Source organism: Glutamicibacter sp. FBE19 (assembly GCF_015524875.1).
In the GTDB taxonomy this organism is placed as follows: Bacteria; Actinomycetota; Actinomycetes; order Actinomycetales; family Micrococcaceae; genus Glutamicibacter; species Glutamicibacter halophytocola.
The window spans coordinates 22644-37740 of record NZ_JACKQN010000013.1; the positions used below are offsets into that span (position 1 = coordinate 22644).

General features: G+C 59.0%; 14 protein-coding genes. 5 read left to right on the top strand and 9 right to left on the bottom strand.

Annotated features, from left to right (window positions below):
• Positions 1–39 precede the first annotated feature (39 nt).
• Entirely contained in the window at positions 40–651 is a 612-nt protein-coding gene (ureG, locus tag H6F58_RS16470; RefSeq protein WP_060701750.1) for an urease accessory protein UreG, read from the top strand.
• Complete coding sequence (locus tag H6F58_RS16475) at positions 612–1493, top strand: urease accessory protein UreD (RefSeq protein ID WP_171920194.1); 882 nt, start codon at positions 612–614, stop codon at positions 1491–1493. The genes ureG and H6F58_RS16475 overlap by 40 nt, the downstream gene beginning before the upstream one ends.
• Here H6F58_RS16475 and H6F58_RS16480 read toward each other — a convergent pair.
• The 4 genes from H6F58_RS16480 to H6F58_RS16495 are packed head-to-tail and all read right to left on the bottom strand — an operon-like array spanning position 1490 to position 6318.
• Positions 1490–2176: an ATP-binding cassette domain-containing protein gene (locus tag H6F58_RS16480; RefSeq protein ID WP_195182178.1), complete on the bottom strand. Its 687-nt coding sequence runs from the start codon at positions 2174–2176 to the stop codon at positions 1490–1492. The genes H6F58_RS16475 and H6F58_RS16480 overlap by 4 nt on opposite strands.
• Positions 2173–3732 (bottom strand): ABC transporter permease subunit, encoded by a 1560-nt coding sequence (locus H6F58_RS16485; RefSeq protein WP_195182179.1) that lies wholly within the window; start codon positions 3730–3732, stop codon positions 2173–2175. Before H6F58_RS16485 ends, H6F58_RS16480 begins: the two co-directional genes overlap by 4 nt.
• The gene (locus H6F58_RS16490; RefSeq protein WP_348536407.1) at positions 3725–4711 is read right to left on the bottom strand and encodes an ABC transporter permease; all 987 of its coding nucleotides are present in this window, start codon (positions 4709–4711) and stop codon (positions 3725–3727) included. Before H6F58_RS16490 ends, H6F58_RS16485 begins: the two co-directional genes overlap by 8 nt.
• Positions 4708–6318 (bottom strand): ABC transporter substrate-binding protein, encoded by a 1611-nt coding sequence (locus tag H6F58_RS16495; protein ID WP_171920277.1) that lies wholly within the window; start codon positions 6316–6318, stop codon positions 4708–4710. The genes H6F58_RS16490 and H6F58_RS16495 overlap by 4 nt, the downstream gene beginning before the upstream one ends.
• A gap of 117 nt (positions 6319–6435) precedes the next feature.
• Between H6F58_RS16495 and H6F58_RS16500 the strand changes: the two genes are divergently transcribed.
• A complete protein-coding gene (locus tag H6F58_RS16500) occupies positions 6436–6780 on the top strand; it encodes a metalloregulator ArsR/SmtB family transcription factor (RefSeq protein ID WP_195182181.1) in 345 nt (114 codons plus the stop codon).
• Positions 6781–6895: 115 nt separating this feature from the next.
• Here H6F58_RS16500 and H6F58_RS16505 read toward each other — a convergent pair whose 3' ends face one another.
• Together H6F58_RS16505 and H6F58_RS16510 are read right to left on the bottom strand one after the other, a co-directional pair.
• The gene (locus H6F58_RS16505) at positions 6896–8578 is read right to left on the bottom strand and encodes an ATP-binding cassette domain-containing protein (RefSeq protein ID WP_195182182.1); all 1683 of its coding nucleotides are present in this window, start codon (positions 8576–8578) and stop codon (positions 6896–6898) included.
• 54 nt (positions 8579–8632) lie between these two features.
• Positions 8633–9478 (bottom strand): 3-hydroxyacyl-CoA dehydrogenase, encoded by an 846-nt coding sequence (locus H6F58_RS16510; RefSeq protein ID WP_171919314.1) that lies wholly within the window; start codon positions 9476–9478, stop codon positions 8633–8635.
• Between the two features lie 310 nt (positions 9479–9788).
• Between H6F58_RS16510 and H6F58_RS16515 the strand changes: the two genes are divergently transcribed.
• Positions 9789–12206: an esterase-like activity of phytase family protein gene (locus H6F58_RS16515; RefSeq protein ID WP_348536408.1), complete on the top strand. Its 2418-nt coding sequence runs from the start codon at positions 9789–9791 to the stop codon at positions 12204–12206.
• Positions 12207–12293: 87 nt separating this feature from the next.
• Here H6F58_RS16515 and H6F58_RS16520 read toward each other — a convergent pair whose 3' ends face one another.
• Positions 12294–12644 (bottom strand): hypothetical protein, encoded by a 351-nt coding sequence (locus H6F58_RS16520; RefSeq protein ID WP_060701741.1) that lies wholly within the window; start codon positions 12642–12644, stop codon positions 12294–12296.
• An 82-nt stretch (positions 12645–12726) separates the two neighbouring features.
• Positions 12727–13467, bottom strand: a complete 741-nt coding sequence (locus H6F58_RS16525) for a hypothetical protein (protein WP_146275224.1) — start codon at positions 13465–13467, stop codon at positions 12727–12729.
• Positions 13468–13565: 98 nt separating this feature from the next.
• Between H6F58_RS16525 and H6F58_RS16530 the strand changes: the two genes are divergently transcribed.
• The gene (locus H6F58_RS16530) at positions 13566–14639 is read left to right on the top strand and encodes a PLP-dependent cysteine synthase family protein (protein ID WP_195182184.1); all 1074 of its coding nucleotides are present in this window, start codon (positions 13566–13568) and stop codon (positions 14637–14639) included.
• Here H6F58_RS16530 and H6F58_RS16535 read toward each other — a convergent pair whose 3' ends face one another.
• Positions 14640–15002 carry a cupin domain-containing protein gene (locus H6F58_RS16535; protein WP_171919312.1) on the bottom strand — a complete coding sequence of 121 codons (363 nt, stop codon included), beginning with the start codon at positions 15000–15002 and terminating at the stop codon, positions 14640–14642. It lies immediately after the preceding gene.
• Positions 15003–15097 lie beyond the last annotated feature (95 nt).

Below are 15097 nucleotides of genomic sequence, written 5' to 3' on the forward strand. Positions count from 1 at the left end.
GCCGTTTCTGCGGCCCCAACTGATTCGAGGAATATTAAAATGGAACCAATTCGCATTGGCATCGGCGGCCCAGTAGGAGCCGGCAAGACCCAGCTCATTGAGCGGATCACACGCGCCTTGGATGGCGAGATTTCCATGGCAGCAATTACAAATGACATCTACACGATTGAAGACGCCAAGATCTTGGCTGCCAATGGGGTCCTGCCATTGGACAGAATTGTCGGCATTGAAACTGGCGGATGCCCCCATACCGCCATCCGCGAAGACACCTCGATGAACGAAGCGGCAATCGAAGACCTCATCGCCAAGCACGAAGACTTGCAGGTTATTTTTGTCGAGTCGGGTGGTGATAACCTCTCGGCCACGTTCTCGCCCGAGCTGGTGGATTTTTCCATCTACATCATCGATGTGGCGCAGGGGGAGAAGATCCCGCGCAAGGCCGGGCAAGGAATGATCAAGTCTGATCTGTTCATTATCAACAAGACTGATTTGGCACCCTATGTTGGCGCAGATTTGTCGATTATGGAGTCAGACTCCAAGCAGTTCCGTGGAGATAAGCCGTTTTGCTTCACGAACCTGAAGACCGATGACGGCCTGCAGAAAGTGATTGCATGGCTCAAGCACGATGTGCTGATGACGGATCTTGCATAGTGGTTGGGCAACGGCTAACTGGCGAACTTGATCTGCACATTGAACGCAGGGCAGGCAAGGATATAGCCACTCGCCAGTATCATCAGGGGGCGTTGCGGGTGCTTCGCCCGCATTACCTCGATAGCACTGCGCAAGTTTGCTACACGGTAGTCAATCCTGGTGGCGGCTACCTCGGCGCGGACAGGTATCGCATAGGCATTGGCGTTGGCTCCTCAGCGAGCCTGCTGCTAACGACTCAATCTGCGACAAAGATCTATCGAACGCCGCAAGGCGAAGCGCAGTCACAGCTGAACATCGAGTTGGCTGAAGACGCTGTGCTGGAGTATCTGCCGGATCAATTAATTGCCTATCGCGACGCCAGCTATCGCCAGGAAACGATCGTGCACATGCACGAGACCAGTTCTTTGGTGATGTGCGAAATCATCACTCCGGGCTGGAGCCCTGATGGCGAGCTGTTCAAATATCAGCGGATCCGCTTGCGCACCGAAGTGCATATCGGCGGTTGCTTGGCGGTGCTCGATAATCTCCTAGTTCAACCCGACGACCAAGAAGTGGAATCCTTGCTCTATTTGCAGGGATTCAGCCACGTCGGGATGCTCTTGGCCGTAGATTCCCGCATCGATGCCGCCTTGGTTGATGACTTGCGAGTCCAGGCCTATGCAGTAGCAGCGCAACAAGGTGAACCGGTCCATGTGGGGATTTCCATGACCGCTGCAGCCGGTCTGTCGGTGCGTACCTTGGGTACATCGACGGAGTCGGCTGCCGCCGTATTGACGTGCATCGTTAATGAATTGCGCGGCCGGTTGCGAGCCCAGGCGCCCGTTGAATTGCGCAAGTACTAGAAAATAGAAGGTTGATGCAAGTCGGCTAAGGGGAGCACCGCATCGCAGAATCGAGTCAACGAGTTCCGATCGTGGGAAGCGATCAGCACCGCAGCCCCTTCGGCCGCCTTGGTGCGCAATACGCTCAATATGGAGTTGGTAGTAGTTGGATCCAGGGCAGAAGTCGGCTCGTCGCAGAGAATAAGCTTCGGATCCAGGCTCAAGGCCCGGGCCATCAAGGCGCGTTGCAGCTGTCCATCAGAAACTTGGGACGGGAGTCGGCCCAAAAGGTTTTTGGACAGTTCCACCTGATCGGTCAAGCGCAGCAATTGGTCTTGATAGCGTTGCGGAGCAGGCCGGGATTTGCCATCCTGGAAAGCCAAGGGCGCGGTGATTGTTTCTGCCAACGTCAGTCGCGGATCCGCAAAATTTCTAGGATTCTGGGGCAGCATGCCAATGTTCCTGCGGACTCCCACAGGGATTTTCGACGTGGCAAGCTCTGCGGGGATGGGAATCCCGTCGATGATGATCCAGCCCGCATCTGGGCGCTGCAAAAGTGAGGCAATTGAAAGCAAGCTGGTCTTGCCTGCCCCCGAAGGTGCAGTCAGGCCCAACATCTGGCCCGCAGGAACTATGAGGCTTGTTGGCGGAAGAACCTGGCGCCCCGCCAGATTCAGTTCTACCGATTCCATTCTCAAGGTCATTTGATGACCTCCCGGTGGTTGATAGGCACCTTTGTGGAAATCAATTGGCCATCCTCCATGGTGTGGATGACTCCGGCCAATTGCTCTGCCAAGTCAAGGTCGTGGGTAACCATTAGGACGATGGCGCCCGCATCGGCTGTTTTCCGCAGGATCTGCGCAACGATCAGCCGGGTATCTTCATCCAGGGCGCTTGTTGGCTCGTCGAGCACAACGCATGCTGGATCACCGGCTAGCCCGAGCGCCAGCAATGCACGCTGAGCTTGCCCGCCCGACAACTGATGCGGGTAGCGATCCAGGAGGCGGGCGTCTAATCCAAATTGCCGCCAGTAGGCCTCAAGGTTCCCGCCGGAGGCCTGTTGCGAACGTTCTCGAAAAGCCCGCGTGAGCGCCTTGCGCATCGTATGCACCGGATTAAGCGCCGTGGCTGCCGAACCGGGAATGAAGACCAGATCGCTGCCCAGGAATTTTCCAGCCCTGGCGTTGGAGCCTGATCGCCCATTGAGCGCCACCGTCGATGATGCCTCCAACGAATCTGGCAACAGCCCGGCAATCGAGCGCAGGAACAGGGTTTTGCCTGCTCCGGAAGTTCCCATCAGAACAGTGATGGTTCCAGGCTCTGCGCTGATTTCTACCTGCCTAACCAGTAGTTGTTCACCGGCCCGCACCGTTGAGCGAGCGCTGAATCCTTGAGAAGGCCTTGGCGCAAATTCAGGGCTGGAGCTGAGCGCATTGAGCGCTTTCCCAGGCCGCCTGCGAGAAGGAGAACGGCGGCCATGATCTTGTTGGGCCAATCGGGCAACCGCCCAACAGGCCGTGATCAGCACCGTGGACGGGAATATCAGCAACCACCAGGCACCGGCGAGGATTCCGCTGCGCGCATCCTCTAGAAGCAATCCGAGCGAGGCGGCCTGAGCGGGAAGCCCCACGCCAAGGAAAGACAGCGCTGATTCATGCCACATCGCGTGTGGCACCTGCAGTGCGAAGGCGATTCCAGCTTGCGGCAAAATGGCAGGAATAAGGTGGGTTCTCCATATGGCCAGCGAGCTGGCCCCGGACGCTGCGCTGAGCCTGACATAGCCGTTTTCTCGTTCTGAGAGCAGCTTGGCGCGCACTACTCGGGCCACCTGGGTCCAGTGGGTCAGCCCGATGGAGATGATTATCGCCCAAATCTGTCCGGGCCAAAGCGCCAGGATCACCACAGACAGAAGCAGGTGCGGAATCGCGTTGAGGCCGTCAATTGCACGGCTGATGACACCATCCACGAATTTTCCGGAGGTCGCCGCAATCGTTGCGGCAATGATTCCCATGAGCGTTGCGAAGGTGGCCGAGCCCAGGGCCATTAGCAAGGAAACCCGCAGCGCGGCAGCAGTGCGTACCCACAAGTCGCGTCCCAGCTGATCCGTGCCGAATATGCGCGTTGGACCAGGGCGCTGGTAGACGGCGGAAAGGTCCACAGCGCCAACCGCGTTTGGGTTCAGGGCGGGAACAAGAAAGGCATAGGCGAGCAGTGCTGCGCACAACAGCGCGGCCGGCATCGAGACACGGAAATTACGCATGGGCCACCCGGGCATCAGCGATCAGATATGCTGCATCGGCCAGGGCATTGCCAGCGAATACGGCAAGGGCTGAGCAAGCCGTCACGGCCGCGAGCAGGGCAAAGTCGCCCGCGATGGCCGAATCGATGACTGCCGAAGCAATTCCAGGCCAGGCGAAAATCGTCTCAATGATGAGAGCGCCGGTTAGGAGCTCTCCTAATCGGGATCCGATGACGGTGATGAAGGGCAGCAAAGCTTGCGGCAGCGCTTCCTTCAGCAGTATTTGCGATGCTCCTCTGCCGCGGGCTGCGAGAACCGCATCGGAATCCAGCGCTTCAATTAGCGATGCCCGAAGATTCAGCAGCAGCCACGGCAGCAAGCTGAAGGCCAGGACGCTGGCGGGCAGAATGAGATGGACCATGACTGAACCGGGCGTTGGCCTCGTGCCAGCTGCTGCGATGCCTCCCGTGGGCCAGCCCAGGGGGAGGGCAATCATTGCGATTGCCAGCAAGGCCACCACAAATACCGGTACAGACTGAGCGAGCTGGGCGACAGCTTGGGCGAGACGGTCAAGGATCCCATGACGGTATTTGGCGGCGCCGAGGGACAAGAGCAAGGCAGCCAGGATCGCCATAAGCAGTCCTGTCGCGGTGAGCAGCGCTGTCAGGGGAATACGCTCGGCCAGCACTTGCGTGACCGGTCGCGCCGCTATTACGGAGACTCCAAAATCCCCTTGCAGGGCATGGGAGATCCAATGGGTCCAAACCTGGATCCAGGATTGGTCAAAGCCAAGTTCCGCGCGCAATTGGTCGCGCAGGTCCAGGCTGGTGTGGGCGTAGCTTGAACCGAGGTAGCTGGCCAAGGGGTTGAATGGCGCAATGCCGGCCAGCGCAAAGACCACTGCCGTGAGGGCGGCAGTTGCCGGTAGCGCGACGAGCATGCGGCGGATCAGCAGCGTGCCAACCAGATTCCAGCGGTGTGCTGCGAAGCGCGCTTTCACTTGTTGGTCCACTGTCCAATTTGCGCCCATGGGCCCCAGGCAGTTCCGTGTTCGTGGGGCTCGAGCAGTGTTCCTGTCGTATTCCACCGCTGGTGGACGTTGCTGCGCTGGACATAGCTGTGATCCACAAAGGCAATGAGCAGCATGGAGGGATCCTCGATGTAGAGTTCCTGCACTTTTTGGTAGGCGCTGGCTCTGGTTTTCGGGTCCGTGCTGGTGCGTCCGGTATGCAGCGCCTGATCCATCAGCTTGTTGGAGTAGTGGCTGGGATTGTCGTAGTAAGCGCCGGCATCGGGGTAGCTCGAGTGCAGCATTTTATACAGCTGGGTATCCACGTCGTAGGGCGTATCGCCACCGCCAAGCATGATCGCATCCTTGCCCACTCGGGGTTCCGCCTGATCAAAGGTTGCAGGTTTAACAATAACTTTGATTCCATATGCTTCTAATTGCGCAGCGAGGGCCAGCGACAAGTCCCGGCGGAGCGTATCGCCGGGGTTGTAGAGCAGGGTGAATTCCGCGCGTTCTCCGTTTTTGCTGCGCACTCCATCGGCCGCTACGGTCCACCCGGCTTCATCAAGCAGTTGCTGGGCGCGCATCGGATCATGCTCGAAAACGGCCTGCGAATTGTAATACTTTCCGTATTCCGGGGGAATAAACGTGTACGCAGGGCGCCCGGCACCGGCCAGTACGCCAGCAACGATCTCGTCGCGGTCTATCGCAAGGTTCAGTGCCAGCCGGACCTTGGGGTCCTTGGTTAGCGGGTGATCGGAAGGCAGTGAAATGCCACGCCAGTCAGCACTGGTAGCGGTCACCACCTCAAGGCCCTCGCGCTGCGCAAATCCGGCTGCGAGGCGAGCAGGCAAGACGGTGCCGGTGTAGTCAGATCCCGCCATCACTTGTGTGCGTGTATTATCGTCGGCGGATTCGGTGTAGGAGACTTTCCGGACCGCAGGGGCTCCATCCCGGTAGTTTTCATTAGCGCTTAGCACCAGGGACGAGCTGTCGAAGCTTTCAAGCACGTAGGGGCCGGTGCCGATAGGCTCGCGGTTCAGCGAGGACTCGCTGACAGGTGTCCGCTCCTGGATTTTTTCGGACGGGGCGATGCCGATGAGCAGAGACGTCTTGAAGGACACCTGTGGCTCGTGCAGAATGAAGCGCACGCCATCAGGGCCATGAGCCTCCACGGTCGCGAGGTTTTCCAGGGTTCCCGCTAGGGGAGAAGCGGTGCGCGGTTCCTTGATGGCCCGGTAGCTCGCAACGACATCAGCCGGGTCAAAAGGCGTTCCGTCGCTGAATTCGATTCCTTCTCGCAAGGTGATGTCCCAGATGAGCCCATCTGCGGAAATCGAGGGCTCGTCTTGTGCGAGCAGCGGCATGATCCCAGGCAAGGCATCCGGCTCGCCTTGGAGGGTGAAGAGGGATTCATTGATTTTCCCGATGCCGTTGTTATCAAATCCCGCCAGCGGATTGAGCGTGGACGGCAGCGCCGGGGTGAGCAAATTTACGCTGGAATCGACCGATGCGTCCGTGCTGGCTACCTGGCACCCGCTGCAGACAATTACGATGGGTAGGAGAATCGCTGTGGCCCGGGAAATCGGCTGGCGCACGGTGCATGGGTCCTTTCGGAAAAGGTGAGGTGCTTGATGTTCCCAGAATACATGTGTTCGTTCAGACAGATGTCTGTGTGACCCGATGTTTTCCCATCAGAACAGGAGTGGAGAACAGTGGCTGAGATAGAACTGGAAAAAATAGGTTCCGAGGCGCTCTCAAAGGTTCAGGCAACGATTCCCGAGTGGATTGAGGTATTTTCCCTGTGTGCTGATGAAACGCGCATCAGGCTTCTCATAGCGATGCATGCCGCGCCCGGCTCGTCTGTCACCCAGCTGGCTGAAGCGACCGGCCTGTCGCCGAATACGGTCACCCAGGCCCTTTCGACTCTTCATCGCGCTGGGGTCATTCAAGTAGAGCGGGACGGGAAGTACCGGCGCTGGCGGCTAGTGCACCCGGGAATTCATCAATTGCTGCATCAGCTGCAGGCACCGCACTCGGTGCTGCACCCCGAGCACTAGCCGGGGTGCACTCGCCCGGCGTTGCAGCGAGGCGCAAAGAAGCCCTGGTGCCGATCATTGACACCTTGGTGCTCTTGATCGGCGGCCAGGGCCGCCTTTGACTCGACCTTGTAGCCTAGCGCTTGCGCACTACGCGGGTCTCGTCCCATACCGGTTCTGCTGATTCGTAGACCTTGCCGTCCGAACCGAAGACCAGGAACCGGTCGAAGCTCTTGGCAAACCAGCGGTCGTGGGTGACCGCTAGAACCGTTCCTTCAAATGCATTGATGGCTCGTTCAAGGGCTTCGCCGGAGTGCAAGTCCAGGTTGTCGGTCGGCTCGTCCAGGAGCAGCAAGGTCGCACCGGAGAGCTGCAGCAGCAGAATTTGGAAGCGGGCCTGTTGCCCGCCGGAGAGCGACTCGAACTTCTGCTCGGACTGCCCGGCCAGCCCGTAGCCGTCCAAAGCGCCGGCCGCGGCCTCACGAGGCAAACCGGAGCGATGCTCATCGCCGCGATGCAAAATCTCAAGCAGCGTCCGGCCAAAAAGGTCCGGGCGCGTGTGGGTTTGAGCGAAATAGCCTGGTCTGATCCTTGCGCCGAGTTTAACTGTGCCCTCGTGTTCAACCTTGTCGATCACGATGTCAGAAACTGGCAAGTGCTCGCGTTCCGGGTCGCTGCCGCCGCTGGCAAGCAAGCGCAAGAAGTGGGACTTGCCAGAACCGTTGGAGCCCAGAACCCCCACCCGGTCGCCAAACCAAATCTCGGCGGAGAAGGGCTTCATCAGGCCGGTGAGTTCAAGCTTTTCCGCCACCACGGCGCGTTTGGCTGTGCGTCCTCCCTTGAGCCGCATATTCACATTCTGTTCCAGCGGAATTGCCTGCGGAGGACCAGCCTCCAAGAACTTTTCCAAGCGGGTGGTGGCCGCATGGTATCGATTGGCCATGTCTGAGCGGAAGGCGGCCTTGGTCTTGTACATGTTGACCAGTTCCTTGAGCTTGGCATGCTCTTCGTCCCAGCGCTTGCGCAGTTCCTCGAAGCGTTCGTTGCGTTCTTGCCGGGCTTCAACATAGCTGCCAAATGAGCCGCCATGGATCCAGGCCGTAGCTCCGCCATGCCCTGGTTCCAGGGTGACGATGCGGGTCGCGGCATTATTCAGAAGTTCACGGTCGTGGCTGATGAACAGCACCGTTTTGGGGGAGTTGCGCATCTTCTCTTCGAGCCAGCGCTTTCCAGGGACATCAAGATAGTTGTCCGGTTCATCGAGCAGCAGCAGGTCATCGTTGCCTTCGAAGAGCGCCTCGAGAACGAGGCGCTTTTGCTCGCCGCCGGATAAGGTCCGGGCCAGGCGATGCGAAGCGGCGTCGAATTCCACGCCGAGAGCTGCCATGCAGACCTTGTCCCAGGTGGTTTCCAGCTCGTATCCGCCGGCGTCGCCCCATTCGATAATGGCTTCGGCGTAGCGCATGTGGACTTTTTCGTCCTCGCTGGTGAGCATCAGCTCCTCGTACTTGGCCACCTTTTCCGCTGCTTTGGCCAGCGCGGGAGCTGCGGTGGAAAGCAGGAGTTCCTTGACCGTTGTCTCGTCGCGCACCTGGCCGACAAACTGGCGCATGATCCCCAGCGAGCCGGTGCGGTTGATCGAGCCTTCGTCGGCCTTGAGGTCACCCGCGATGATTTTGAACAGCGTGGTTTTACCCGTGCCGTTGGGCCCGATCAAGGCTGTCTTGGTTCCTGCGGAAACCTTAAAGGTGACACCGCCCAGCAGCTGGGTGCCGTCGGAGAGGAAATACTGGATGTCAGTCACGTCAATATGAGCCACCGAACCATCCTATCCGAGGGGCAGGGTCGCGTTATGCCGAATGGTGCGTGCAGGTCAGTTGTACTTGTAGAATCCTTCGCCCGTGGCTACGCCAAGCTTGCCGTGATCGATGTATTCGTTTTTCAACAGCTCGGCGAACTTCTTGCTGGTTTCATCTCCATGGCTGGAGATGTGATATGCGGTATTCAATCCAACGATGTCGTAGATTTCAAAGGGTCCGTAAGGGGCGCCAGTACCCAGTTTCCAGGTGGTGTCGATGGTGGCGGCGTCGGCAACTTCGTTGACCAATAGGCGGCTGGCGGACTCCAGGAATGGAACGAGCAGCGAATTGAGCACATAGCCTGGTTGTTCCTTGAGCACCCGGATGGGGACCAGCCCGGTGCGTTCTGCAAAATCGACCACAGCCTCGTAGGCTTCAGCGCTGGTGCTGGCTGTGCCCATGACTTCGCCGGTGTTGTTCTTCCAGATGTTGTTGGCGTAGTGCAATGCCAAGAATTTTTCGGGCCGTCCGGTGAACGGCGCGATGTCCGAGGGCAGCAACGTTGAGGAGTTGGTCGCAAAGATGGTGTGCTGCGGGGCGAGTGCGGCCAGCTTTTGGTAAGTCTGTTCCTTGATTTCCAAGTTTTCCGGAACAGCTTCGATGACCAGGTCTGCACCGTTGACGGCTTGGGCCAGGTCTGTGGTCAGCTGGATTGACTCCCGAGCCGCTTGGGCCTTGGCAGGGTCGCCAAAAAATGAGGCGTATTCGGCTACGAGCGCATCGAGGCGTCCGGAGGCTGCGTGAAGGGCTTCATCGCTGATGTCGAAGCCAATGGCTGGCAGGCCGTGGTAGGCGGTTTGGAAGAGGATCTGTGAACCGAGAACCCCAGTGCCCAGCACGGTTGTATTTGTCAGTTGCATGTTAATCTCCTTGAAAATTGAAGTTTCATTGTGAGTCTGCGCTTTTAGTTGAAACGATGCAACTAAATGTGAGGAGCGGAACCATTCGACATGTACCGTCCTGCCGGTGTCCGCTTTTCGTTCATCAGCAATTAGCCCGCTACTGAGAATCTTGGGAGGAAACAGCTAGTACTTCATAAGGGAGAAGCCGGTGCATCGCGCTGTAGGTAAAAGTATTGGATTAGTCGCGGCTGCGATCCTAGCCGCCAGCATTAGCACCCCCGCCAGCGCTGACAGCAGTGAATATTTTGAGCGGGTCGCCACATATCCGGTGTACGAAAACCATCCGGATGGCGCCGAAGGAACCACGGCGGCAGAAATTTCCACCGTTTCCGAAGATGGCAATACCCTGATCTATTCGGACGCACTCTCGAGAAGTGTCGGTTTTGTCGACATTTCTGATCCGTCGAAACCTCAAGGCCTGGGACTTCTGGGATTGCACCAACTTGGCAGTGCCGAAGACGAGCCAACCAGCGTTGCAGCCTACGGGCCGTACGTGTTTGTTGTCGTCAATACCTCCGCAAGCTACAGCGAACCCTCCGGACGGGTGGACGTTGTGCGCATCGCAGACCGCTCGCTCGTGCATAGCTTCGAGTTGCCCGGACAGCCGGATTCCATCGCAATCTCCAAATACGGCGCGTATGCGGGCATCGCCATTGAGAACGAACGCGATGAGGATGCCGGCGACGGAGGGCTTCCCCAAGCGCCTGCCGGTTCCGTGGCCATCCTGGATCTCAAGTCAGGCAGCCCAGAAGAGTGGAATCTGCGCGAAGTCCCATTGACTTCTGGAACACCAAGCGATCCCCAAGCATTGCCGCTCTTGGCAAAAGCCGGCCTGGACACCCCACAGGACCCGGAACCAGAGTATGTGAGCATCAATTCTGAAAACCAGCTGGCGGTAACCCTCCAAGAAAACAACGGCATGGTGCTTATCGACATGCCAAGCGGCAAGCTCAAGCGGGCTTTCAGCACCGGCACTGTCGACCTTCAAGGGATCGACTCCACCGACGATGGCCAACTCGATGCCAATGGCTCACTGCACGATGTTCCGCGAGAACCGGATGCTGTTGCATGGCTCCAAGACCGCTATTTGGCCACCGCCAATGAAGGCGATTGGAAGGGCGGGAGCCGCGGCTTTTCGATCTTTGATTCACGCACGGGAAAGGTTGTTTGGGACTCCGGAAATGCTCTTGAGCAACTCGCGCTAGCCCAGGGCCTCTTCCCCGAAAGCCGTGCGGACAAAAAGGGCGTCGAGCCCGAAGGCCTTGCTATTGCACAGTTCAACGGCGTCGACTACGGATTTGTTGCCGCAGAACGGGCGAACTTTGTCGCCGTCTATGACCTGTCCAATCCAAAGTCTCCGCGTTATGTACAGACTTTGCCCAGTACCAACGGGCCAGAAGGGATCCTGCCCATTCCAGAACGCGGACTGCTTGCGGTTGCTTCTGAAACCGATGAGGACGATGTGCGTTCCGCGCTCAGCCTCTACTCCTTCGGAGCAGACGAGGCGCAATTCCCGCAACTTGTATCAAACCGGAATTCGCTAGTCCCCTTTGGGGCGCTCAGCGGGCTGAGTCCTGACCCGAAAGATCCAGGCAAGCTCTACGCGGTCAGCGATAACGCCTATGCGGCACAGATTTATGGCATCAGCCTTGGCAAGCCGGCAACTGTCGACCACTCGATTTCCGTCACCGGTGCAAGCGTGGAATTGGACCTTGAAGGTCTGGCTGCACGTGAAGACGGCGGTTTCTGGGCAGCCCATGAAGGAGCCGAGGGAACTGGGAACCTGCTGGTGAAAATCGATGATTCTGGTGCGGTGGTTGAAGAAGTCGCATTGCCAAAAGATGTTGTCGGGCCGCTTCAGAAGCAAGGCCTGGAAGGCGTGGCGGTGCGGGGAAGCGGTGATGATGAGCAGGTGATCTTCGCATTGCAACGCGAAGTCCCGGGCGAGTCATTTGTCCGCCTTGGCAAATATCTTCCTGCCACCGGCTCGTTTAGCTGGTATGGGTACCAGTTGGATAAGCCAGCCGAAGATTCCTGGAATGGGCTCTCGGAGATCACAGCGCTGCCGGACGGCTCCTATGCTGTTATCGAACGTGACAACCAGGTAGGTCCAGCAGCTCAGCACAAGGCGATATACCAAGTGGAACTGCCCGGGAGTGAAGCCAAGGGTGCCGGTGCAGGCGTAGCCATGGTGGACAAGAAGCTTGCTTTCGATGTCTTGCCGGTGCTTGAAGCAACCCGCGGATGGACCCAGGAGAAGCTTGAAGGCCTGGCCGTGGCAGGGGAAGAAGTCTATGTTGCCACTGACAACGATGCGGTAGATGACGCCACCGGCGAAACTGTCTTCGCCTCTCTAGGCAAAGCATCAAGCGTCTTCGACCTTGAATCCGATAGTCCAACCCCAACGCCGGAACCAAGCGAATCATCGCCAGTGCCGTCGCCTTCGGAGGATGAAGCAGAGCCTGGGCCGTCGCAGCCTGCGCAAGAACCCGAGACGGAAGACCAGGATTCGACCTCGGGAGAATCAAGCAGCGTTGATCCGGAAAAAGTTGTGCAAGCCGAACCAGAGGGGAATCTGGCAGATACCGGTGCCGATAGCTTGTGGCTGATCCCAGTCGGACTGGTGGTCGCATTGCTCGGTGCGGCCGCGGCATTCAAATCAGCGCGTGAACGCAGAGCCAAATAACTCGGAGGGAAAATAGCGCAAAAACGCCTCAAGGCGTGGCATCCATGGATGCCACGCCTTGAGGCCATAGCCCTGGGGCTGGAAAACCTAGTTCTTCTTCTGCGCCTGGGAGAGAACCACGGCCGCTACTGCCGCGACAATCAGCGAGACAATCAGGAACTTGCCTCCCTTGCAAGACTTCTCCTTCGGCGCCAAATTCTTCTGCGCGGTCTGGACGGCATTCTGCACAGAGGTGCGTGCACGCTGGGCAGCCTTGGAATTTCCGGTGACGTTTTCGATCAGGTGGGAACCTGCCTTGCTGATGGCATCAGCATTGACACTGGAAACAGCCTCCGTCCAGCCGCCACGGATTTCCTTGGGCAGCTCTTCCTTGGCAGCCTTGGCGAGTTTCGCCAACGACTTTTCAACTTCTTTAAAGCTCTTAGCAGTCTTCGACATGTTTTCCTCTCTGATGGACCTTTGGGCCTCGCCTTCCACACTATCCAGACAGGGGATGGCTCTCAAGCGTACGGCGTTGCGCTCAGTGAGAACTCAGGATTCGCCGGATGCGGGTGCGCAGTGCGCTGAGCAGGCATATCAGCATCAGGGCTGCGGCGACGAGGCAAACGGTGGCAAACACCGGAGAAGTGTCGTGTCCCGAGTATCGATCAAGAATGATCCAGGCCAGAACCCACAGCGCTCCGGCATTCAGATAAATGCCCATCGGGTTCTTGAAGGTGACCGCGCACAAAAACAGGGCGAGCAGGATCAATGCCAGCGCGCTGGCCCCCTTGAACATCAACGCATCCGGGTTGCCATGGTGCATTGCGGCGAAGGCCAGCGCCTCGGCAACGATAATGACCGACAACCAGCCGGCGAAGAGCCCGAAGCACGCCCTGGTGACCCAGCGGTCAATGTGCTGCACCAGAACGCTGCGGTCAATGGCCAGCACAATGCGAGCCAATACCGCCAGCAGCGCCAGGCCGGAAATCAGGCTCACGCCGATCAATCCGCGTTGCAGGCACAAGACCCACATCGCGTTGAGCAGCACCATGCCCAGGACCCAGGGGCGGATCTTCCGGTGTATTTCGATGTGCCAGCGCGATAGTCCCTGCCAGATTGCATACGCACCCAGCGCCGCCATCAACCCAAGCCAGGGGATCTGCCCGATGAGCGGCACCGAACTGGCAGTTGCGTCCTGGCCTAGCCAGCCGCCGGCAATATCCTCAAGAGCGGGAGCGGTGAGCACCGCCCAAACGGCCCAGCCTAGTCCAAGAAGCATGAGTGCGGCATAACCACCAGAAACCAGCTTTAATTCCACAATTTTGAATTTATCACGACGGCTGTGTTCTAGCACGATGCCACCGCTACAGTGGAAGAATGACTGATCTTTGGGTGCGACATGCAATTTCCCAGCTCAACGCCGACGCGAATCGCAGCGCCGACACTCACCTGCTCCGCTTCGAACTGCCCGTCTCTTGGGGGATCGAACTGTATTTGAAGGATGAATCGGTGCACCCCACCGGTTCGCTCAAGCACCGGCTGGCCCGCTCGCTGATTCTCTATGGCCTGGTGAACGGGCGGATCACCGAGGGCACCACCTTGGTGGAAGCCTCCAGCGGCTCAACAGCGGTCTCCGAGGCCTACTTCGCCCGGATGCTGGGACTGGATTTCATCGCCGTGATTCCGGCCTCGACGAGCACCGAGAAAATTAATCTCATCGAGTTCTATGGCGGACGCTGCCATTTGGTCGACGGGGCCGGGCAGGTTGATGCCGCGGCTCGCGAATTGGCCGCAGAATCCCAGGGGTACTACCTGGACCAGTTCACCTATGCCGAACGGGCCACCGACTGGCGCGGCAACAACAATATCGCCGAATCGGTGTACGCGCAGATGTCCGCCGAGCCGCATCCGATCCCCAGCTGGATTGTCGTGGGAGCTGGCACCGGCGGCACCAGCGCGACCTTCGGCCGGTACGCCCGCTACAAGCAGCATGAAACACGCATCTGCGTCGCCGATCCCGAAGGCTCCTCCTTCTATGAAGGGTGGCGGACCGGCAACCTGGCGTACGCCACCGGCACCGGGTCGCGGATCGAAGGCATTGGCCGGCCCAAGGTTGAAGCCTCCTTCATGCCCGGGGTGATCGATCACATGGTGCAGGTTCCCGACGCTGCCTCGTTGGCGGCCATGCATTTCCTGCGGGCCACCACGCGCTACTTCGCTGGCGGTTCCACCGGCACCAATCTGTATGCCGCCTTCGGGATCATCGCCCAAATGCTCCAGCGCGGGGAACAGGGCAGCGTGGTCACGCTGATCTGCGACTCCGGCGAGCGCTACGCGAACACCTATTACAACCAGCAATGGCTCGAGGAGCAGGGCTTGGACCTGGCGCCGTATACCGGCCAGCTGGAGCGGTTCATCGAGAAAGGCGTGTGGAACAGCCCAGAACGCTAGCTAGCTGGTGCGGGATGCGGGCATCAGGCCGGTGGTGTTCTTGCGCTGGTGCACCGAGAAATAGCCCAGGCCGCCGTCGCCGGCGATGAACTGGCGCTGGCTGTGCGCGGGCAGGTAGATGATGTCTCCGACCGCCAGGTCGATCTGCCCGCTGTCGGTGCGCAGCACCCCCGAGCCGGCGAGGACATGCAGCAGCACATCCAGCGCTGGCCCTTGATGCTTCCCGATCTGCTCGCCGGGAGCCAGCGAGATGACGTTGGCATCCAGGCCCCGTTCTGCCGGCTCCAATTTCCACAGCGCCCCATTGTGTTCTCCGATGGGAAGTTCAGCGGTGTTGGCCATGCGGCGCGGTTCGTTGCTCATGGCACCAGCCTAGCCATGCGGCGGCGCTCTTTTGCGCCATGGGCCAGCTCGATCGTGGGCCGCACCGGTGATGTGCGGCACGACACCTGGGAGTG

What these genes read in the sequence shown, in the direction of transcription:
- H6F58_RS16530 (WP_195182184.1), top strand. Translation starts at nt 13,566, where the DNA reads ATGACTGATCTTTGGGTGCGACATGCAATTTCCCAGCTCAACGCCGAC.
- H6F58_RS16525 (WP_146275224.1), bottom strand. Translation starts at nt 13,467, where the DNA reads ATGCTTCTTGGACTAGGCTGGGCCGTTTGGGCGGTGCTCACCGCTCCC.
- H6F58_RS16475 (WP_171920194.1), top strand. Translation starts at nt 612, where the DNA reads ATGGCTCAAGCACGATGTGCTGATGACGGATCTTGCATAGTGGTTGGG.
- ureG (WP_060701750.1), top strand. Translation starts at nt 40, where the DNA reads ATGGAACCAATTCGCATTGGCATCGGCGGCCCAGTAGGAGCCGGCAAG.
- H6F58_RS16535 (WP_171919312.1), bottom strand. Translation starts at nt 15,002, where the DNA reads ATGAGCAACGAACCGCGCCGCATGGCCAACACCGCTGAACTTCCCATC.
- H6F58_RS16485 (WP_195182179.1), bottom strand. Translation starts at nt 3,732, where the DNA reads ATGCGTAATTTCCGTGTCTCGATGCCGGCCGCGCTGTTGTGCGCAGCA.
- H6F58_RS16510 (WP_171919314.1), bottom strand. Translation starts at nt 9,478, where the DNA reads ATGCAACTGACAAATACAACCGTGCTGGGCACTGGGGTTCTCGGTTCA.
- H6F58_RS16480 (WP_195182178.1), bottom strand. Translation starts at nt 2,176, where the DNA reads ATGACCTTGAGAATGGAATCGGTAGAACTGAATCTGGCGGGGCGCCAG.
- H6F58_RS16520 (WP_060701741.1), bottom strand. Translation starts at nt 12,644, where the DNA reads ATGTCGAAGACTGCTAAGAGCTTTAAAGAAGTTGAAAAGTCGTTGGCG.